The organism is Methylobacterium sp. ME121, from assembly GCF_000974725.1.
Lineage (GTDB): Bacteria > Pseudomonadota > Alphaproteobacteria > Rhizobiales > Beijerinckiaceae > Methylobacterium > Methylobacterium radiotolerans.
The window spans coordinates 92,613-112,871 of sequence record NZ_BBUX01000004.1 but is presented as its reverse complement, the minus strand read 5'-3'; the positions used below and the strand labels follow the sequence as shown (position 1 = coordinate 112,871).

The following is a 20,259-nucleotide window of genomic DNA, read 5'->3' as shown; positions in this document are numbered from 1 at the left end:
CGCGGCTCCGTCCGATGTCGGTTAACATCCGACCCTGCGAGCGGGACGAGGCCATCCAGCAGCGCCACGCTCTGCGGCATCGCGCTGCCCAGGTCACTGCGCTACGCGCGCGATGACGCCGGAGGCGACGGCACCGAAGCTCGTGAACCGGAGGTCGTGTAGCGCGTCCGCTGCGTGCGCCCGTCGCGCGCCGTGACGGCGACGAGCCCGGCCTCCTCCAGGCCCGAGAGGGCGCGCAGCACGAGGGCGTGCTCCACCCCGAAGGTGCGGGCGAAGGCGCGGCTGTCGCCCGGAAGGCCGAGGTCCAGCGCCGCCACGAGGCCCGCCGCCAGCGGGTCGAGATCCGGCCGGGCGGCCGAGACCCGGTCGAGGGCGGCGACGAACGCCGCCTCGTCAGGCCCCCCGCTCACGCCGCCGCGCGCGCCTGCAGGGTGACCAGAACCGACTTGGAGGTCGGCGTGTCGCTCTTCTCGCCGAAGGTCGAGAGCGGCACCAGCACGTTCAGCTCCGGGTAGTAGCCAGCCAGGGCGCCCCGCGGCATGTCGAACGGCACGAGGCGGAAATCCTCCGCCCGGCGGGTGATGCCGTCGTCGTGCGTGCCGACGACGTCGACCCGATCGCCGAGCCGGTCGCGGATCTCCGCGAGGTCGTCCGGGTGGGCGAAGATCACGCGGCGCTCGCCGTAAACGCCGCGGTAGCGGTCATCCAGGCCGTAGATCGTCGTGTTGTACTGGTCGTGGCTGCGGAAGGTCTGCAACACGTAGGTGTCGCGGGTCTTCCGGGCGGCCTGATGCTCGGTCTCGGTCGGGAGGGCGTCGGCCGAGAAGTTGGCCCGGCCCGTGGCCGTCTCGAACACCCGCTCGGCGGCGAGGTTGCGCAGCATGAAGCCGCGCGGCTTGCGCACCCGGGTGTTGTAGCCGGTGAAGCCCGGGATCGTGGCGGCGATCGCCTCGCGGATCCGGTCGTAATCGGCGGCGAACCCGGCCCAGTCGATGGCGGCGGAGCCGACGGTGGCCTGCGCCATGCCGGCGATGATGGCGATCTCGGAGCGCAGCTCCTTCGAGGCCGGCTTGTTGATGCCGCCCGACCCGTGGACCATGCTCATCGAATCCTCGACGGTCACGATCTGGATCTTGCCCTCGGCGCCCCGGTCGATCTCGGTGCGGCCGAGGCAGGGGAGCAGGTAGCCGACCGCGCCGGGCACGAGATGGGCGTGGTTGAGCTTGGTGGCGATGTGCACGGTGAGCCGGCACGAGGCCAGCGCCTGCGCCACGACCGGCGTGTCGGGCGTCGCCCGGAGGAAGTTGCCGCCGAGCCCGATGAAGGCCTTCGACGTGCCGTCCCGCATGGCGCGGATCGCCGCCAGGACGTTGTGGCCGTGCCGGCGCGGCATGGCGAGCCCGAAATGGCGCTCCAGGGAATCCAGGAAGGCGGCGGAGGGGCGCTCGTTGATGCCGACCGTGCGGTCGCCCTGCACGTTGGAATGGCCGCGCACCGGGCAGAGGCCCGCGCCGGGCCGGCCGATATGGCCGCGCAGGAACAGCAGGTTGGCGATCTCCCGGATCGTCGCCACCGAGTGCCGGTGCTGGGTCACGCCCATGGCCCAGGTGGCGATGACCCGCTGGGCGCCGAGATAGACGTCCGCCATCGCGGCGATCTCGTCCATGGTCAGGCCCGACTGATCGAGGATCGCGTCCCAGGACGTCGCCTCGACGGCGGCGCGATACGCGTCGAGCCCGGCGGTGTGGTGCTCCAGGAAGGCGCGGTCGAGGAGCGAGGTCCGGCCGGCCGCCAGCGCCTCGGCGTCGCGCGCGAACACGACCTTGGCGATGCCCCGGAAGGCCGCCATGTCGCCGCCCGAGCGCGGCTGCAGGTAGTGGCTGGCGATGGGTCGGCTGGCGCCGCGCAGCATCTCGACGGTGTTCTGCGGGTCGGCGAACCGCTCCAGGCCGCGCTCGCGGACCGGGTTCAGGACCACCACCTTGGCGCCGCGCTCAGCTGCCCGGCGCAGGTCGCCGAGCATCCGCGGATGGTTGGTGCCGGGATTCTGGCCGACGCAGAAGATCGCGTCCGCCTTCTCGAAATCCTCCAGCAGGACCGTGCCCTTGCCGATGCCGATCGCGTCGATCAGCGCGACGCCGCTCGCCTCGTGGCACATGTTCGAGCAGTCGGGGAAGTTGTTGGTCCCGTAGGCGCGGGCGAAGAGCTGGTACAGGTACGCCGCCTCGTTGGAGGCCCGGCCCGAAGTGTAGAACTCGGCCTGGTCGGGACGGTCGAGCCCCCGCAGGGTCGCGCCGATCTCCGCGAAAGCCTCGTCCCAGCCAACCGGCAGGTAGCGATCGCTCGCCGCGTCGTAGCGCATCGGATGCGTGAGGCGGCCCTGGCCCTCCAGGGCGTAGTCGCTCCAGCCGCGCAGCTCGGTCAGGGTGTGCTTGGCGAAGAAGGACGGCGTCGTGCGCTTGTCGGTCGCCTCCCAAGAGACCGCCTTCACGCCATTCTCGCAGAACTCGAAGGACGAGCCGTGCTCCGGGTCGCCCCAGGCGCAGCCGGGGCAGTCGAACCCGTCGGGCTGGTTCGCCTTCAGCAGCGCGCGGGCGCCGGTGAGGGGTGCGCGGCTGCCGAGCAGGTGCTTGCCGCAGCTCTTCAGAGCACCCCAGCCGCCGGCGGCGGAGGAGCGCTTGGTGGACCCTTCAGACTGGGCCATGAACCGTCCTGGATTGGCTGACGCGATGTGTCTCGCAACCGCGAGATAAGCGTCTCTCCAGGTCTCTCACAACGGCGTGCCGGCGCAGGCCCCTCATGCACGGGGCACAGGCTAAGCTCCCGCTGTGCAAAGCCTTTCTAAACTGCCCCCGCAAAAAATTTGTCTGCCCGGTCCCGTTCACGCGCGCCATGGCCGGCGATGCGATCCGCGGCGGTGCGAGACCGGCTGCACCGCGCCGCGGCCGCTCAATCTCCGCGGGCCAGATCGGCGGCGTCGCGCCCGACGGCGTGCCGGAGAGAGGCGACACCGGCCTCGCTCATGCGCCGCAGGAGCCCGTCCTTGATGCGCCCGACCAGGCCCGGCCCCTCGTAGACCAAGGCCGAGTAGAGCTGCACGAGGCTCGCGCCGGCCCGGATCTTGGTCCAGGCCGCCTCGGCCGAATCCACACCGCCGACCCCGATGAGCGGCAGCGCGTCCCCGACGCGCAGGCGCGTCTGGGCGAGCATGCGCGTCGCCGGGCCGAAGAGCGGCCGCCCCGAGAGGCCGCCGGTCTCCCGCGCGAGACCCTGCTCGCGCAGGCTCGCCGGCCGGGCCACCGTGGTGTTGGAGACGACGAGGGCCTGGACCCCGCGCCGCTGCGCCGTCGCGCAGACCGCGTCGAGGGCGTCCAGCGCCATGTCGGGGGCGATCTTGAGGAGGATCGCCGCGCCGGCACCCGCCGCGTCCCGGGCCTCGACCGTGCGGGCGAGCAGCTCGTCGAGGAAGGCCTCACCCTGGAGGTCGCGCAGGCCCGGCGTGTTGGGCGAGGAGACGTTGACCGTGACGAAGTCGACGAGCGGGGCCAGGGTGGCGGTGCAGGCGGCGTAGTCGGCGAGGCGGTCGGCGGAGTCCTTGTTCGCACCGATGTTGACACCGACGATCCCGGGCCGGCCCTTCCGGACGCGGAGCCTGTCGGCCACCACCTGCAGCCCCTCGCTGTTGAGGCCGAAGCGGTTGATCACGGCGCGGTCGGCGGCGAGGCGGAACACCCGCGGTCGGGAGTTGCCGGGCTGGGGCCGCGGGACGACCCCGCCCACCTCGACGAAGCCGAAGCCGAGGCCCAGCAGCGCGTCGGGCACGCGCGCGCCCTTGTCGAATCCGGCCGCGAGGCCGACCGGGTTGGGGAAGCGGCGGCCCAGCAGGTCGACGGCGAGGCGCGGGTCGTCCGCCGGCCGCGGGCCCGCGGGCAGGAGCGCCAGGGCGGCGAGGGTCAGGTCGTGCGCGCGCTCCGCGTCGAGGCGGTGCAGCAGCGGTCGGACGAGGGGGAAGGCGGCCGCGATCATGCCGGCAGGATCCCGGCCGGGAAGGCGTGCCGGCCGTCGGCGCCCAGCGGCATATCGTCCACCGCGACCACGGCGGAGAGCGGCAGCGGGCCGTAGAGGTGCGGGAACAGGTCGCCGCCGCGCGACGGCTCGTAGCGCAGGCCGTCGCCCAGCGCGTCGGCCTCGACCGCGACGAGGAGCAGGTCGTCCTGGCCGGCGAAGTGACGGGCCGCCGTCTCGGCGACCTGGGCGGCCGTGGAGAAGTGGATGAAGCCGTCCTGGTGATCGACCGGCGCGCCCGTGAACCGGCCCGCGGCCTCGGCCTCGCGCCACAGGGCGCGCGGACAGATCTTGTAGATGAGCGGCATCGAAGCTCCCCCGAAACGACGCTGCGATAGAGGCGCCCGGCCGCGGCGGCAACCGCGCCGCGCCGCGCGTGATTCGAGGAGCGATTGCAATCTGCCGCCCGTAGTTCTACTTTCCTACGACTAGGCTGGACGTCACACTGCCCTGACCGGACCGGCAGAGCGGATCCGGAAAGCAAATTGTCAAGTATCTCCGCGCGTACCCGGCGGGTGTCGAACGGACCCGGCGGGCGAACCGTCTCCGTGCCTCCGAGGCAGCCGGATTCCGGCTGGTGAGACGGGGGTGCCGGCCCGCTCAGGGTGAGCTTCCGAGCCCGCTATGCTGTCGCACGAGCAGATCTGGAACGCCATCGACCGGCTCGCCGAGCGCCACGGCTACTCGGCCTCGGGCCTCGCCCGCCGTGCCGGCCTCGACGCGACCAGCTTCAACCGGTCGAAGCGCGTGGGCGCCGACGGCCGCAAGCGCTGGCCGTCCACCGAATCCGTGTCGAAGGTCCTGGCCGCCACCGGATCGAGCCTCGACGAGTTCCTGCGGCTCATCGAGGCGCGCGAGATCCCCGCTCGCACGATGGTCCCGCTGATCGGCCTGACGCAGGCCGGGGCCGGCCGCCTGTTCACCGACGAGGGCATGCCCACCGGCGGCGCCGGCTGGGAGGAGATCGAGTTTCCGGATCTCGGCGAGGAGCGGGCCTTCGCGCTGGAGATCCAGGGCGATTCCATGCTGCCGCTGTTCCGGGACGGCGACGTCCTGATCGTGTCGCCCACGGCCAGCGTCCGCAAGGGCGATCGCGTCGTTGTCCGTTTGCACGGCGGCGAGGTCCTGGCCAAGGAGCTGCGGCGGCGCACCGCCCGGACCGTGGAACTGGCCTCCCTGAACCCCGAGCACGAGGACCGGGTCCTGAACCTCGGCGAGGTGGCCTGGATGGCGCGGGTGATGTGGGTGCGCCAGTAGGCGGTGCCCGGACGGGTCACGGTGGTTCGGCGCTTGGCCGTGAGGCCGTTCATCGCTATCGCTGGCCCGTCGCGGACCTTCCGCATCCGCTGAGCGCGAACGCAGCATGGCGCAGCCCGGGACGGATCACAGCGCGGCCGAAGCCGCGCCGCTCGCGGACGAGGCCCGCACGCTCCTGGACGCGCTGCCGACGCCCAGCCTCCTGCTCGATCCGCAGGGCCGTGTCCGCCACGCCAATCCCGCCCTGGAGGAGCTCGCCGGCTACTCGGCGGAGCGACTCGTGGCGCAGGGGCTCGACCTGATCCTGGCGCAGCGCACGGCGCCGCTCGATCCCGCCGGCGCCGAGCCTCAGGATTTCCTGGCGGCTCGCGCGGACGGGACGAGCTTCTGGGCCCGCCTGGAGACCGCGCCCCTGCCCGGGACCCCGTTCCGGATCGGCCAGATCCGCGACGAGACGGCCCGGCGGGAGGCGGAGGGCGCGCTCGCGCTCTCCCGCCAGCGCGAGGCCCTGGGGCTCCTGACCAACAGCGTCGCCCACGAGTTCAACAACTTCCTGCAGATCCTGATCGGCTACATCGACGGCCTCAAGCGGCGGCTCGGGGACCGGCAGGAGCCGTTCGTCCAGCGGGCGATCGCCCGCTCGGCCGACGCCACCGAGCGCGCGGCGATCCTGACCCGGCACCTGCTCGCCTATTCCCGCCGCATCGCGCCCGACGTCCGGTCGGTCGACCTCGACGCCATCGTGGCCGACCTCGCCGGGCGCCTCGAACCCGACCTGCCGCCCGGCATCCGCCTCACTGTGGCGGCGACGCCGGGCCTGCCGCGGGCGATCAGCAATCCGACGCAGATCGAGTTCGCCCTGCGTCATCTCGTCGCCAATGCCTGCGAGGCCATGCCGTCGGGCGGGACCCTGACCCTGTCGACCTTCCGGGTAGATCCCGGCGACCGGTCCCTGCAGCAGCCGGGCCAGGGCAGCGTCGGGATCGCGGTGGGCGACACCGGGCAGGGCATGTCCCCCGAGATGCTGGCTCGGGCGCTCGCACCGTTCCAGACCAGCCACGAGGCGGGGCGCGGCGCGGGTCTCGCGATCGTGCACGGGCTGATGAAGCGGCAGAACGGGACCATCACCCTCGACAGCCGGAGCGGGGAGGGGACGCAGGTCCGCTTGTCCTTCCCGGCCGCGCCCGAGCGCACGCTCCACTAGAGCCGCCCCGTCCCGGAGAGCGGCCTCGGCGAGAGCGTCGTCCGGGCGGCGCGAGGATCCGGTGGAAAACCTCGTCCGAGCGACGGCGGGCTGGACTAAAACCGCCGCCCGACCGTTCCCATATCGTCACTGGCGCTCCGCGCCATCCGGTTCTCGTCCTCTGAGGCGTGTACATGTTTACTGAGATTTCGCGCCGCCGGCGTGTGGCCGCCCTCCTGGCGCTGGCCGCTGCGCTGACCGTCGCGGCGCCCGTCGCGGAAGCCCGTCCGGGCGGCGGTGGGTCCTTCGGGTCCCGCGGATCGCGCACCTACACGGCGCCCTCCGCCACGCCGACCGCTCCGGGCGGCGGCATGACGATGCAGCGCTCCCAGACCGCGCCGTCGCCCGGCATGGGCAGCCCGGGCATGCAGGCTCCGGCCGCGCAGGGTCGCCGTTTCGGCGGCGGGTTCTTCGCGGGCCTGCTCGGCGCCGGCCTGATCGGCGCGCTGCTCGGCGGCGGCTTCTTCGGCGGCCTCGGCGGCCTCGCCTCGATGATCGGCCTGCTGTTCCAGGTCGGGCTCGTCGTGCTGGTGGTGATGCTGGCCCTGCGGTTCTTCCGCCGCCGGAACGAGCCGGCCGGCGCCGGCGCGCCCTACGCCCGCACGTCGCTCGACGATCAGCCGGGCGCCCGCGGCCCGATGGGCGGCGCTCCGGGCGGCCCCGCCGCCGGCAGCATGTTCCGCGGTGGGCAGCGCCCGCCGCAGACGCGCCCGGTGCAGATCGGACCGGCCGATTACCAGGCCTTCGAGCGCCTGCTCGGCGACATTCAGGACGCCTATTCCCGCGAGGATCGGGTGACCCTGGGTAACCTGTCGACGCCCGAGATGGTCGGCTACTTCGACGAGGAGCTGCGCGGCAACGCGGCCCGCGGCGTGGTGAACAAGATCTCGGACGTGAAGCTGCTGCAGGGCGACCTCGCGGAGGCCTGGGGCGAGGACCGCACCGACTACGCGACCGTGGCCATGCGCTACGCCCTCAAGGACGTGATGATCGAGCGGTCGAGCGGCCGCGTCGTCTCCACGGACTCGTCCGAGGCGACGGAGCTCTGGACGTTCCTGCGCCAGCCCGGCCGCGGCTGGGTGCTCTCGGCGATCCAGCAGACCCGGTGATCCGATCGCGCTCCGGCCTTCGGGCCGGAGTCACGATGCTCATTCAGGCCGGCGTCCCCACCGGGGCGCCGGCCTTTCTGTGCGCGTCCCACCGATTGGCGAGATCGACGAAGCCCGCCACCGGGATCTCCTCGGCCCGCGCGGTCTCGGACAGGCCGGCGGCGGCCAGCAGGTCGCCGGCCGCGGGGGTCAAGGCCTTGAGGCTCTGGCGCAGCATCTTCCGGCGCTGGCCGAAGGCCGCGCGGGTGACGGCCTCGAGCGCGCCGGCGCGGCACGGCAGGGGCTGGGCGCGGGGCACCAGCCGAACCACGCTCGACGTGACCTTCGGCGGCGGCACGAAAGCCGAGGGGCTGACGTCGAACAGGATCTCGGCCTCCGTGCGCCAGCCGCACAGGACGCCGAGCCGGCCGTAATCGGCCCGCTCCTCCGGGCCGGCGACGATCCGCTCGGCCACCTCCCGCTGGAACATCAGCACGGCCTGATCCCACCAGGGCGGCCAGGCCTCCCCGTCGAGCCAGCCGGTGAGCAGGGCCGTGCCGACATTGTAGGGCAGATTGGCGACGATCCGCGCCGGGGCGTCGCCCACCAGCGGCCGCGGATCGAAGGCGAGGGCGTCGGCGTCGACCACCTCGAGGCGTCCCGGATAGTGGGCGGCGATCTCGGCGAGCGCCGGGAGCGCCCGCGGGTCGCGCTCGATCGCCACCACGCGGGCGGCCCCCTCGGCGAGGAGCGCGCGCGTGAGGCCGCCGGGTCCCGGACCGACCTCCACCACCGTCACGCCCGCGAGGGGACCGGCGGCCCGGGCGATCCGCCCGGTCAGGTTGAGGTCGTAGAGGAAGTTCTGGCCGAGCGCCTTCTTCGGCTCCAGGCCGTGGCGGGCGACCACCTCGCGCAGCGGCGGAAGCCCGTCCCCGGCGCTCATGCTGGGTCCCTCACAGCTCGTCCTCGGGATCGAAATGGCGGGCCCCCGCGGGGCGCGGCCGGCCGGCATAGACGCTGAACGGGATGATCTCGGCCCCGCCGGGGGCCTCGTCCTGCGCCGCCGCGTTGGTGGCCAGCCGGTCGGCGAGGCGCAGGGCCGCCACGAGGCTGTCGGGCCGGGCGACGCCCTTACCGGCGATGTCAAAGGCCGTGCCGTGGTCCGGGGAGGTGCGCACGAACGGCAGGCCGAGGGTGACGTTCACGCCGTCGTCGAACGCGATCGTCTTGATCGGGATGAGGGCCTGGTCGTGCGTCGGTGCGAGGGCGACGTCGTAGGTCTCACGGGCGCGGGCGTGGAACAGGGTGTCGGCGGGGAGTGGCCCGCGGATGTCGATGCCCCGCGCCCGCAGCCGTGCCACCGCGGGGGCGAGGACGTCGCGGTCCTCGTGGCCGATCGTCCCGGCCTCGCCCGCGTGCGGGTTCAGACCCGCGAGGACGAGGCGCGGCTCGGGCAGGCCGAACCGCTCTCGCAGGTCGCGGGCGACGATCGCGGCGGTCTCCTCGACGAGCTCCTGGGTGAGCAGGTCCGGCACGTCCTTCAGCGGGACGTGGATCGTCACCGGCACCACCGAGAGGTCTGCGCTCCAGATCATCATCACCGGCCGGGGCGGCGTCACGCCGGGCGGCACCGCGAGGGCGGCCAGGAACTCGGTGTGGCCGGGATGGGCGAAGCCCGTCCGGGTCAGCACGAACTTGGCGATCGGGTTGGTCACCACCGCGCCCGCGCGCCCGGCCTTCACGAACTCCACCGCCGCGGTGATCGACTCGATGGTCGCGCCGGCATTCACCGAATCGGGTACGCCCGGCTCGGCGGCGACGCGGGCGCCGCTCGGCAGGGGCACCACGGGGAGCGCGCGCGGGAACACCTCGGCGGCGGTCTCGGGATCCACCTCCGCCACCGGCACGGGGCGGTCGAGGCGGTGAGCGAGGCGCTCGACGAAGTCCGGGTCGGCCACCAGGAAGAAGGGCGGCAGCGGATCTGCGCCGCCCCGACCGAGCCACGCGCTGAGCGCCAGCTCCGGACCGATGCCGGCGGGATCTCCGAGGGTGAGGGCGAGGGGCGGCATGGGCGCTCTATAGCGCCCGCGCGGCGCGGGCGCATCCTCGGCAGAGCGCGGCCGTGCGCGGAGCCGGATCCCGCCGCCCGGCGCGCGATGGGACCGCGACGGACGCGGCGCCGAAACGGAGCGCCGCCGGTCCCGGTTCCTCACCGCACCGAGGCGATGCCGTCCGCGGTGGTGGCGGTGCCGACGTTCTGGCGCAGGTCGGCCTCACCCAGCGTCTTCAGCTCGACCCGCAGCAGCACCGTCTGGTTGCGCTCGCGCACGCCCGTCGCGGTGGCGATCGGCGAGTTGATGTAGTTCAGCGAGACGGTGGTGCACTCATCCTGGTAGCCGCCGCCGAAGCTCGCGCCCGACAGGTAGAAGCGGCCCGGGTTCTGGTAGATCGGCACGGTCCCGATCGGGTTCGCCAGGTAGGAGCTCAGCGCGTCCGTGTAGGTGTTGCGCACGTCGAGGTAGTGGGTCAGGTCGACGAGCAGCGAGCCCGACACGAACCAGTTCGGCGTGATGTTGTAGGTCGCGGTGGCGGTGATGCCCTCGCGGTAGTGGCTGTAGCCCAGCAGCGGCTGCGCCTCGTAGTACGAGTAGAAGGCCGAGACGGTGAGCGGCAGGAACGGCGCGAACCGCGCCGTCGCGCCGGTCTCGAACCGCGCCACGTGGAAGTCGGACTGGTTGAACCGGGCCCGGCTGATGAACGTGATGTTCTGGTTCGGCGAGACCTGGAAGCGGCCGACGAAGTCCGACCGCTGCGTCTCGAGCCCGGAATCCAGGCCGACATTGGCGATGTCGCCCCGGCGGAACGAGTTGACGCCCGCGAGCTGGATGGACTCGCCGAACAGGACGTTCGCATACCAGCCCGACGGCGTCACGACGGAGTACTGGCCGCCGAGGTTGGTGCGCACGCCGCCCTCGACCCGGTCGTAGCCCGAGAACTTGTCCCACTCGAACAGCGAGGTGTCGTCGAAGACGAGGCTCTGCGCGTCCTCGTTCGGCAGGCGGCCGATCCGGGTCTCGGACGGGCGCGCGATGATCTGGCCGATCGGCTCCAGGGTGTGGACGCCGAGCGCGCCGAAATTGGCGACGAACGGGTAGCGGTAGTCGAGGCCGACCGCCGGCATGACCCGGCCGGCGAAGCCGTCGTCGATCTTCGCCACCTGCGGCGCGAGGTCGTTCTGGTACCCGGAGAAGCTCGGGTTGGTGAAGAACGCGTCGGTGCGCAGGTACGCGAACGGCGTGAACTTCTGGCCCCAGTCGTCGATGAAGCTGCGGCGCCAGGACAGCTCCGCGGAGGCGCGGGTGTTGGTGCCGGCAAGCCCGTCGATGGCGCACAGGCCGCGCTGGAAGACCGTGCAGGTCTGGTAAAGCGGGAAGCTGACGCCGTTGACGCTCGGCGAGAACAGGTAGCTCGAGGTCCGCGGCAGGCCCTGGTACTGGGTCGTCTCGCGGGTCAGGCTGGTGATGTTCGCCTGGAAGCGCACCTCGCCGCCGATCTCCGAAGGGCCGTTGACCCGCTTGTCGTAGTCGATCACCGGCGCGACGATCGGCTGCTGCTTCTGCCAATCGAAGCTCGACAGGCCCTTGAAGTAGTAGCCCCGGGCCTCGAACCACGAGCGGTCGCCCTGGCCGATCAGGAAGGCGGTCGAGGTCGCCTCGCGGAAATAGTCCGTGGTGATGTTCTGGTTGCGGATCCGGTAATTGTCGAGGAACCACTTGTCGGTCACGCCGACGAGGTCCCAGCCCGTGCGCCAGCGCGGGTTGATGTAGAACCGGCCCTGCGATTCGACCGAGCCGCGGAAGTCCCGCTCGCCGGCGCCGAGCGGGCTCGGGAGGAAGGCCGAGGGCGTCGTCTGCGAGATGCCCGACAGGCGGATGTTGTAGAAGCCGTTGTCGATCCGCTGGCGGAATTCGCCCTGCGCGAGCAGGCCCTGGCGGCTGAGCAGGGTCGGCGTCAGCGTCAGGTCGTAGCTCGGCGCGAGGTTGATGAAGTACGGGAGCGACACGCCGTTGCCGAGCGCGGTCGTCGTGACGAAGCGCGGCGTCAGGAAGCCGGTCTTGCGCTTCACCGTCGGGTCCGGCGCCTCGAAATACGGCAGGTAGGCCACCGGGATGCCGGCGATCTCGAGCGTCGAATCGTCGAAGTAGACCGTGTGGGTCTCGTTGTCGTGGATGATCTTCTTCGCCTTGATCTGCCACAGCGGCGGCGTCTCAGGGTTGTCCTTGCACGGCTCGCAGGCCGTGTAGCTGCCGGACTCGAAGCTGGTCTGCTCGCCGTTCAGGCGCTCGGCCCGCGGCGCGGAGAACCGGGTGCGCACGGTCTCGAACTTGCGCTGGACGGTCTGCTGGCCGCGGAAGGCGTCGACGAAGCCGGTCTTGAAGTCGTCGGTGAGTTCCATGCGCGCGCCGGTCACGACGCCGCCGTCGGCCTCGGTGAGGCGGACATTGCCCTCGGCGAAGACCCGGCCGGAATTCCGGTCGTAGCGCACGCGGTCGGCCTGCAGGGTCCGCGGGCCGTAATGCAGCTCGGCGTTGCCCCGCGCCGTCACTGTGCCGCGGTCGTTGTCGTAGATCAGCTCGTCGGCCTCGACGAGCAGCTTGTCGCCGGGCTTGCCGGCCGCGACGGCGGGCAGGCCCTGGGCATGGGCGGACAGGCCACCCGCCAGCGGCGCGGCGAGCGCCAGCGCGGCCCGGAAACCAGCCTTCCGCAGGATGTCGGCGACCTTACGCAACGCGCGTCCCAACCCCTGTGACGTCTGCCGCCACCAACCTCAACACCCGTCTCCCGTCCCGCGAAGGATCGCGGAAGTCAGCCGTCTTCCTGGTACAGAAGCGTGAGCGTACCGAGAAGACTGCCTACCACGGCCGGGAACCAGGCCGCCACCGGTGCGGCGACGAGTCCGGACGCTCCGAGCCCCTCCATGACCTGTCGGACCACGTAGAGAGCGAAGCCGGCCGCGACGCCACCGAGGACGAGTTTACCGACCCCACCAAAGCGGAAGAACCGTAAGGAAACGGTTGCGGCGACGATGACCATGGCCACGAACAGCACCGGCCGCGCCCACAGGACGTCGTACTGGAGACGGTAGCGGGTGGCGTCCAAACCGGCCCGCTCGGTCCGCGCGATGGTTGTGGGAAGTTGCCAGAAAGGCACAGATTCCGGGGGGGTGAAGCGCTGCCGGACCTGCCCGGGGTCGAGGTTCGAGGCGATCAGATACGTGTCGAACGACTCGGGCGGTGCGTCCGGTGTGAGAACGCGCACATCGGAGAGCTCCCAGTAGCCGTCGTGGAGCATGGCGCGGGCCGCGACGAGCTGCTCGGCGAACTTCCCGGCCGCGTCGAAGGTGAAGACCGATACTCCCGCCAGGGTGGTCGTACCTTCGACGGCGGTCTCGGCGCGGAGGATCGCCTCGCCGTCGAGGCCCTTCTGGCGGATCCACAGGTCCTTGCCCGAACTCGCCTTGGTGGATTTGGCGAAGATCTTCGCCTCGATCTCGGTGGAGCGCTGCTTCAGCATCGCCGAGACCGGGTTGTAGACGCCGACCGCCAGGGCGCCGAGGGCGAGGGCCACGAAGAGGCCGGGCTGCAGGAACTGCCAGGCCGAGATCCCGGCCGCGCGGGCGACCACCAGCTCCAGCTTGCGCGACAGCTGGAGCAGGGCCGCCATGGAGCCGAACAGGACCGCGAAGGGGAGCACGCCCTCCGCCACCGCGGGGGTGCGGTAGAGCGAGAGCTGCGCCATCAGGCCCGCGGACGCGCCCTGGGCCTCGCCGGCGCGGCGGAGCAGCTCGACGAAGTCGAGGGTGTAGACCAGCGCGAACACGGTGACGAAGACGCCGAGCACCGTGCGGAGGAAGCGGGCGGCGAAGTACCGCCCGAGGGTGGGGCCGATCAGCATCATCGGAATCAGGCCGCCGGCGCGAGGCGCGGACCGCGGAACCGCCCGCGAACGGCGCGGGCCAGGGCGGCGTTGAACGCGCGCACCCGGGGGCCGTAGAAGATGAGAAGGCTCGACAGGAGGATCGCGACAAGCGGCACGCCGTAGACCGCCAGGACTGCCGCGGGGCTGCGCGCGGCGGCGCTGACCGCCGCGAAGCCGCCGATGCGCAGCGCCACGACGGCGACGATCGCGCCCGCGATCGCGACGCCGCGCCCCTGCCGGGTCGTGCGGGGATCACCCAGGGCCGCGAAGGCGATGAAGACCAGGGCCAGCGGGTAGAGGCAGGCCGAGAGGCGGTCGTGCAGCTCGGCACGGAACCGGCCCTTCTGCAGCTTGTAGTAGCCCTCCGTCGTGTCGGGGAACAGGAGCTGCGCCGTCGAGCGCTCGCGCGGCTTGTAGATCGTGTCGGAATCCGGGGGCGCGAAGGCCGCGAGGTCGATCGTGTAGCGCTCGAAGGTCAGGATCGAGGAATCGCGCGACTCCCTCTGCTGCTGGTGGACGCTGCCGTTCTCCAGGATCAGGTAGCTCTGGCCGTCGACGTCGACCGCGTTGCCGCGCTCGGCGAGGTAGACCTTGGTCTTCCCGGCCTCGCGCCGGTCCTGGATGAACAGCCCCTTCAGGGTGCCGCCCGGCCCGCGCTCGCGGAAGTGGAAGGTGATGCCGTTGTCGAGCTGGGTGAACTGCCCTTCCTTGACGACGTTCGCGATGAAGTCGCCGCGCACCCGGGTGATCACGTCGCGCAGCTCCTGGAAGCTCGCGGGCATCACCACCACGACCAGGAACCCCACCAGGAAGCTGACGAACAGCGCCAGGGTGAGGAAGGGCCGCAGCAGCGAGCGCGGCGGCATCCCGGCCGCCGACATAACGATCAACTCGGAATCGCCGTTCAACTTGTTGAGCGCGTAGATCGTGCCGATGAACAGCGCCACGGGGGCGATGACGACGACGAGGGTCGGCAGCGACAGGCCCGTGACGAAGAGGAAGACCAGCAGCGTCTGGCCCTTGGCGGTCACGAGATCGAGCTCGCGCAGGGCCTGCGTCAGCCAGATGGTGCCCGTCAGCCCGATCAGGCAGGCGAGGGTGGCGCCCAGGGCGATCCGAAAGATGTAGCGCTCGATCTGCCTCATCGGCCCGGCAGTCCCGCTCGTCCTCTCGCGCCCTCGGGGCGGCAGGGACCCGACAAAAGGGGCGATTCCAGGGCTGTCACGCCGCGTTGCGTTCTCCGTCTCAGCGGCTACACAGGGCGGATGGCCCGCGCCGTGGCGCGCGGGTGCGTAGTACGGCTCCGGGATAACGGGCAGGGCGACGGGTATGGCGGACGGTATCGAGATCGGTTTCGGTCCCCTGGAGCAGAGCGGCCAGGGCCCCGGCGGATCCGGCGATCTCGTGGTCTTCGTCGGCGATGACCTGTCGCTCGGGTCGGCGGCCCGCGAGGCGCTGGGCGCCTCAGGGGCCGATCTCGTGGCCCGCGCGGCGGCTTCGGAGAAGTTCAAGGGCCGCTCGCTCAGCGCCCTGTCCCTGCCGGCGCCGGCGGGCGTCGGTGCCGACCGCCTCGTGGTCGTGGGTCTCGGCTCCGAGAAGGACCGGGCCAAGACCGACTGGCCGGCGCTCGGCGGCTTCACCGCGAGCAAGGTGGCGGGACGGACCGCCCGGGTCGTGCTCGACTGGCCCGGCACGACGGTCACGGCGGCGCAGGCCGGCGAGTTCGCCCTCGGCGCGCGCCTGCGGACCTACGCGTTCGACCGCTACAAGACAAAGAAGAAGCCCGACGCCGACGACAAGTCCGTCACCGCGCTGACCCTGCTGCTCGCCGATCACGGCGCGGCCGCCCGCGAGGGCGAGGGCGCCCGGAGCCTGTCGGACGGCGTGATCCTGGCCCGCGACCTCGTGAACGAGCCGCCGAACGTGCTCTTCCCGGCGGAATTCGCCCGCCGCGCCTCGGAACTCGCCAAGCTCGGCGTCGAGATCGAGGTGCTGGAGCCGGCCCGGATGCGGGAGCTCGGCATGGGCGCGCTGCTCGCGGTGGCGCAGGGCTCGGCCCGGGAGCCGCGGATCGTGATCATGCGCTGGAACGGCGGCCCCGCGGCCGAGGCGCCCGTCGCCCTGATCGGCAAGGGCGTCGTGTTCGATTCCGGCGGCGTCTCGATCAAGCCGGGCGGCGGCATGGAGGACATGAAGGGCGACATGGGCGGCGCCGCCGCCGTGGTCGGGGCGCTCCACGCGCTGGCGGCCCGCAAGGCGCGCTGCAACGTGGTCGGCGCCATCGGCATCGTGGAGAACATGCCGGACGGTGGCGCGTACCGCCCGTCCGACATCCTGACCTCCATGTCCGGCCAGACCATCGAGGTGATCAACACCGACGCCGAGGGCCGTCTGGTGCTGGCCGACGTGATCACCCACGTCATCCGCAGCACGAAGCCCAAGGCGATCGTCGACCTCGCGACGCTGACCGGCGCGATCATCGTGGCCCTCGGTCAGGACATCGCCGGCATGTTCTCGAACGACGACACGCTGGCGGGCAACATTCACGCCGCCGGCGAGGCGACCGGCGAGAAGGTGTGGCGGATGCCGCTGATCCCTGCCTACGACAAGGCGATCGATTCCAAGTTCGCCGACATGAAGAACACCGGTGGCCGCCACGGCGGCGCCGCCACCGCGGCCTCGTTCATCAAGCGCTACGTCGAGGACGTGCCGTGGGCGCATCTCGACATCGCCGGCGTCGCGATGTCGTCGAACGCCAGCGAGATCAACCGCAGCTGGGGCGCGGGCTGGGGCGTGCGCCTCCTCGACCGGCTGATCCGCGACCATTACGAGGCCCGCTGAGGCGGCCGCGGCGCTCCTGACGCCGCGCGCCTGTCCGGGCGATCCCAGCATGGCCGCACACGCCAACGCCGCGCTCGACCGGGCCGGCCCGGTCGCCGGGACGTCCGGGGGCCGCGCCGGCGGCCCGCTGGCGGCGGCGGGGCCGATCCTCGCCATGCTGGCCGCCCTGGCGCTCGTCGCGGCGACCGGGCTGAGCCAGCGCGACGCCGTGCCGGAGGCGCTCGAGCCCTGGATCTTCGGCTACTTCATCGGCCGCTACCCGCTCTTCGCGTTCGCGCTGGTCTACGGGCTCGGGCACCTCGCGCGGGTGGCGACGGGCCCGGGCCCGGCCTCCGCACCGCGCCGGCTCGTGTTCGGCCTCGCGGGCGCGGCCGCGCTCCTCGCCGCCGGGCTCTACCCGACCTTCGGCGGCCTCGTCCTGCGCGGTGCCTTCGCGACCGGCGGCATGGCCTTCCTCACCCACCAGCCCCTGTGGCTGGCCTACGGGCTCGGCACAGCCGTCGGCGCCCTGATGTTCGGCGGCGTCCTCGGCCTGTTCGCGATCGCGGCCAACCGGCCCCTGCGGCCGCGCCTGCGCCGGATCGTGTACGGGGCGCTCGCCTTCCTGGCCCTGTGGTTCGGCGCGATCCTGATCGGACTCGCGGGCGACCTCGGTGTCGGCCCCTGGCCCCGCCGCGCGATGCGGCCGGAGGAGGCCGCACTCGCCGCCGGCCTGCTGGTCGCCGCGGCTCTGCCGCACGCCGCGCTGGCGACATTGCTCCGGCATCGTCCAGCCCTCTGAGCCGCCTGCCTTGCGGGCCGGCCTCCGTTCCCGCAGAGTCGGCGCGACAGGCGTTGCGGGACTCGGCCCCCGAGAGTCGGGCCCGCGGGAGGCATCGCGATGCATCAGGCGAACGTGATGGAGCACGGCGCTCAAGCCGCCACCGCCGGAGCGATGCCGGGCGCGCTGGGCAACGGGGCCTCCGACAGGCCCTGGCTGGCCGCCTATCCGCCCGGCGTCCCGGCGGAGATCGACGTCGCGGGCCTCGGGACCCTGGTCGACCTGTTCGAGACCAGCGTGACCGCCTTCGCGGGCCGGCCGGCGATGCTGTGCTTCGGCTCGACCATGACCTACGCGACGCTCGGCCAGCAGGCGCGCGACCTCGCTGCTTGGCTGCGCGGGCAGGGGCTGGCGAAGGGCGACCGCGTGGCGATCATGCTGCCGAACGTCCCCGCCTACGCGGTGGCGATCTTCGGCGTGCTCCTGGCAGGCGGTACGGTGGTCAACACCAACCCGCTCTACACGCCCCGCGAATGCGCCCAGCAGATCGGCGATTCCGGCGCGCGGATCCTGATCGTCCTGGAGAATTTCGGCGCCACGATCGCCGCGGCCCTGCCGGACGTGGCTCTGGAGCGGGTCGTCCTCGTGGGCCCGGGCGACGGGCTCGGGCTCAAGGGGCAGGTGATCAACCTCGCGAGCCGGCACGTCCGCAAGGCGGTGCCGGCGTTCCGCCTGCCCGAGGGCCTCGCGATCCCCTTCGCCACGGTGCTCCGCCGGGGCCGGTCGCTGCCGCGCGTCTCGGCAGCGGTGGAGCCGGAGGACCTCGCCTTCCTGCAGTATACCGGGGGCACGACGGGCATCGCCAAGGCGGCGATGCTGAGCCACCGCAACATCATGGCGAATGTCGAGCAGTCGCAGCTCTGGTTCAACTCGAAGGATCCGAGCGTCACGCGCTGCGTGGTCACGGCCCTGCCGCTCTACCACATCTTCGCGCTCACCGCGTGCTTCTTCCAGTTCATGCGCAGCGGCGGCTCCTGCCTGCTGATCCCCAATCCGCGCGACTGCGACGGCATGGTCAAGACGCTGAGTCGCACGCGCTTCACCCACCTGATGGGCGTGAACACCCTGTTCAACGTGCTGATCAACCACCCGAAGATCGGAACGGTGGATTTCGCCAACCTCGACTTCGTGGTCGGCGGCGGCACGGCCGTCCAGCGCGCCGTGGCCGAGCGCTGGAAGGCCCTGACCGGCAACACGATCATCGAAGGCTACGGCCTGTCCGAGACCTCGCCGGTCGTGTGCGTCAACCCGCGGGGCATGCGCGACTTCTCCGGCACGATCGGCTACCCGCTACCGTCGACAGAAGTCTCGATCCGCGACATCTCCGGTGCCTCCCTCCCGAACGGGCAGCCGGGCGAGATCTGCGTGCGCGGCCCGCAGGTGATGCGCGGCTACTGGAACCGGCCGGAGGAGACCGCGCGGGCGATGACCGCGGACGGGTTCTTCCGGACCGGCGACGTCGCGATCCTGCAGGCGGACGGGCAGGTCCGGATCGTCGACCGGATGAAGGACATGATCCTCGTCTCCGGCTTCAACGTCTATCCGAACGAGGTCGAGGATGTGCTGGCGGCTCATCCGGCCGTGCTCGAATGCGCGGTGGTCGGCGCGCCGAGCGAGGAGACCGGCGAGATGGTGGTGGCCCACGTGGTCCTGAAGGACCCGGCGGTCTCCATCGATGTCCTGCGGGCGCACGCGCGCACCCAACTCACCGGCTACAAAGTGCCCCGCCGCGTGGTGCTCCACGAGACCCTGCCGAAGACCAATGTCGGCAAGGTGCTGCGGCGGATGCTACGCGACGAGACGCCGCCGGCCTGAGAGGCGCCGGCGCGGCGGCTCGGCGCCTGCGGCCCCGTGCCGCTCGCGGGCGGTGTAACCCCTGCGGGCCGTTCGCCGAAAGGTGAGGCTGCGGCGCTTGTGCCCCTGTCGGCCGCGGCCGATCTGTGGGTTGTGCGCGCAGGAGATCCGAGGAGACGGCCATGTTGATCAAGCGCAGGCGCGGCTGGGAGATACCGGACCATCTGGCGACGCCGGAGGCCGTCTTCCTCGATCGGCGGACCCTGATCGGCGGCGCGGCCGGTCTGGCGGCCGGCTCGCTCCTGGGCGGCCGCGCCGCCTGGGCGGCCGCGGGCGACCAGGCGCTCTACCCGGCGCCGCAGAACTCCGCCTACACGCTCGATCGCCCGCTGACTCCGGAGCGCTTCAGCGCCGACTACAACAATTTCTACGAGTTCGGCACGTCGAAGACCGTGCTGCCGGCGGCCAACGCCCTCAAGACGCAACCCTGGACGCTGAAGATCGACGGCCTCGTGGAGAAGCCGTTCGAGATCGGCGTCGACGACCTGATCCGGAAGGTCGGCCTGGAGGAGCGGCTCTACCGCCACCGCTGCGTCGAGGCGTGGTCGATGGCGGTGCCGTGGACCGGCTTCCCGCTGGCGAAGCTCGTGGCGCTCGCCAAGCCCACCTCCGGCGCGAAGTACATCCGCTTCGAGACCTTCCTGGACAAGGCGATGGCGCCCGGCCAGCGGGCCTTCTTCTATCCCTGGCCCTACACGGAAGGCCTGACTCTGGCGGAGGCCGGCAACGACCTCGCCTTCATGGTGACGGGAATCTACGGCAAGCCGCTGCCCAACCAGTTCGGCGCACCGATCCGCCTCGCGGTGCCGTGGAAATACGGGTTCAAATCGGCCAAGTCGTTGGTGAAGATCTCGTTCACCGCCGATCGGCCGAAGACCTTCTGGGAGGGGCTGCAGGCCTCCGAGTACGGCTTCTGGGCCAACGTCAACCCGGCCGTGCCGCACCCGCGCTGGAGCCAGGCGACGGAGCGCGTCCTCGGCACCGACCAGCGGGTGCCGACGCTGATCTACAACGGCTACGGCGAGCAGGTCGCCGGCCTCTACAAGGGCCTCGAAGGCGAGCGCCTGTTCGTCTGAGGCGGACCCGGTGGAGCCGCGTCGGCGCCGGGGCGG

At 71.9% G+C, this 20,259-nt stretch carries 16 protein-coding genes; 7 read left to right on the top strand and 9 right to left on the bottom strand.

The window, feature by feature from the left end; genetic code table 11:
* Positions 1–101: 101 nt before the first annotated feature.
* From ME121_RS05380 to ME121_RS05365, 4 genes are all read right to left on the bottom strand, one after another.
* Positions 102–410 carry a MarR family transcriptional regulator gene (locus tag ME121_RS05380; RefSeq protein ID WP_059408459.1) on the bottom strand — a complete coding sequence of 103 codons (309 nt, stop codon included), beginning with the start codon at positions 408–410 and terminating at the stop codon, positions 102–104.
* Positions 407–2,704, bottom strand: coding sequence for an FdhF/YdeP family oxidoreductase (locus tag ME121_RS05375; RefSeq protein ID WP_059408458.1), 2,298 nt, complete (start codon positions 2,702–2,704; stop codon positions 407–409). The genes ME121_RS05380 and ME121_RS05375 overlap by 4 nt, the downstream gene beginning before the upstream one ends.
* A 245-nt stretch (positions 2,705–2,949) precedes the next feature.
* Entirely contained in the window at positions 2,950–4,026 is a 1,077-nt protein-coding gene (locus ME121_RS05370) for a quinone-dependent dihydroorotate dehydrogenase (RefSeq protein ID WP_059408457.1), read from the bottom strand.
* On the bottom strand, positions 4,023–4,373 hold the full coding sequence (locus ME121_RS05365; protein ID WP_059408456.1) for a DUF952 domain-containing protein: 351 nt from the start codon (positions 4,371–4,373) through the stop codon (positions 4,023–4,025). The genes ME121_RS05370 and ME121_RS05365 overlap by 4 nt, the downstream gene beginning before the upstream one ends.
* 316 nt (positions 4,374–4,689) lie before the next feature.
* On the opposite strand from ME121_RS05365, the gene ME121_RS05360 reads away from it, so the two are divergent.
* From ME121_RS05360 to ME121_RS05350, 3 genes are all read left to right on the top strand, one after another.
* Positions 4,690–5,322, top strand: coding sequence for a S24 family peptidase (locus ME121_RS05360; RefSeq protein ID WP_012317556.1), 633 nt, complete (start codon positions 4,690–4,692; stop codon positions 5,320–5,322).
* A gap of 106 nt (positions 5,323–5,428) precedes the next feature.
* The gene (locus tag ME121_RS05355; RefSeq protein ID WP_024831073.1) at positions 5,429–6,526 is read left to right on the top strand and encodes a two-component system sensor histidine kinase NtrB; all 1,098 of its coding nucleotides are present in this window, start codon (positions 5,429–5,431) and stop codon (positions 6,524–6,526) included.
* Between the two features lie 173 nt (positions 6,527–6,699).
* Entirely contained in the window at positions 6,700–7,674 is a 975-nt protein-coding gene (locus ME121_RS05350; protein WP_059408455.1) for a TIM44-like domain-containing protein, read from the top strand.
* Positions 7,675–7,717: 43 nt separating this feature from the next.
* On the opposite strand, the gene rsmA is transcribed toward ME121_RS05350, so the two are convergent.
* The 5 genes from rsmA to lptF form a co-directional block, all read right to left on the bottom strand.
* Positions 7,718–8,596, bottom strand: a complete 879-nt coding sequence (rsmA, locus tag ME121_RS05345) for a 16S rRNA (adenine(1518)-N(6)/adenine(1519)-N(6))-dimethyltransferase RsmA (RefSeq protein WP_012317559.1) — start codon at positions 8,594–8,596, stop codon at positions 7,718–7,720.
* Between the two features lie 10 nt (positions 8,597–8,606).
* The gene (pdxA, locus tag ME121_RS05340) at positions 8,607–9,722 is read right to left on the bottom strand and encodes a 4-hydroxythreonine-4-phosphate dehydrogenase PdxA (protein ID WP_059408454.1); all 1,116 of its coding nucleotides are present in this window, start codon (positions 9,720–9,722) and stop codon (positions 8,607–8,609) included.
* A 140-nt stretch (positions 9,723–9,862) separates the two neighbouring features.
* On the bottom strand, positions 9,863–12,442 hold the full coding sequence (locus ME121_RS05335) for an LPS-assembly protein LptD (protein ID WP_012317561.1): 2,580 nt from the start codon (positions 12,440–12,442) through the stop codon (positions 9,863–9,865).
* Positions 12,443–12,519: 77 nt separating this feature from the next.
* The gene (gene lptG, locus ME121_RS05330) at positions 12,520–13,608 is read right to left on the bottom strand and encodes an LPS export ABC transporter permease LptG (protein WP_024831071.1); all 1,089 of its coding nucleotides are present in this window, start codon (positions 13,606–13,608) and stop codon (positions 12,520–12,522) included.
* Positions 13,609–13,616: 8 nt separating this feature from the next.
* Complete coding sequence (lptF, locus tag ME121_RS05325; protein WP_059408453.1) at positions 13,617–14,777, bottom strand: LPS export ABC transporter permease LptF; 1,161 nt, start codon at positions 14,775–14,777, stop codon at positions 13,617–13,619.
* Between the two features lie 184 nt (positions 14,778–14,961).
* Between lptF and ME121_RS05320 the strand changes: the two genes are divergently transcribed.
* The 4 genes from ME121_RS05320 to msrP all read left to right on the top strand — a co-directional run bounded on the left by ME121_RS05320 (position 14,962) and on the right by msrP (position 20,223).
* Positions 14,962–16,473 (top strand): leucyl aminopeptidase, encoded by a 1,512-nt coding sequence (locus tag ME121_RS05320; protein ID WP_043073116.1) that lies wholly within the window; start codon positions 14,962–14,964, stop codon positions 16,471–16,473.
* A gap of 49 nt (positions 16,474–16,522) precedes the next feature.
* Positions 16,523–17,254, top strand: a complete 732-nt coding sequence (locus tag ME121_RS05315) for a hypothetical protein (RefSeq protein ID WP_059408452.1) — start codon at positions 16,523–16,525, stop codon at positions 17,252–17,254.
* Between the two features lie 99 nt (positions 17,255–17,353).
* A complete protein-coding gene (locus tag ME121_RS05310) occupies positions 17,354–19,108 on the top strand; it encodes an AMP-binding protein (protein ID WP_408902552.1) in 1,755 nt (584 codons plus the stop codon).
* Between the two features lie 161 nt (positions 19,109–19,269).
* A complete protein-coding gene (msrP, locus tag ME121_RS05305; protein ID WP_059408451.1) occupies positions 19,270–20,223 on the top strand; it encodes a protein-methionine-sulfoxide reductase catalytic subunit MsrP in 954 nt (317 codons plus the stop codon).
* Positions 20,224–20,259 lie beyond the last annotated feature (36 nt).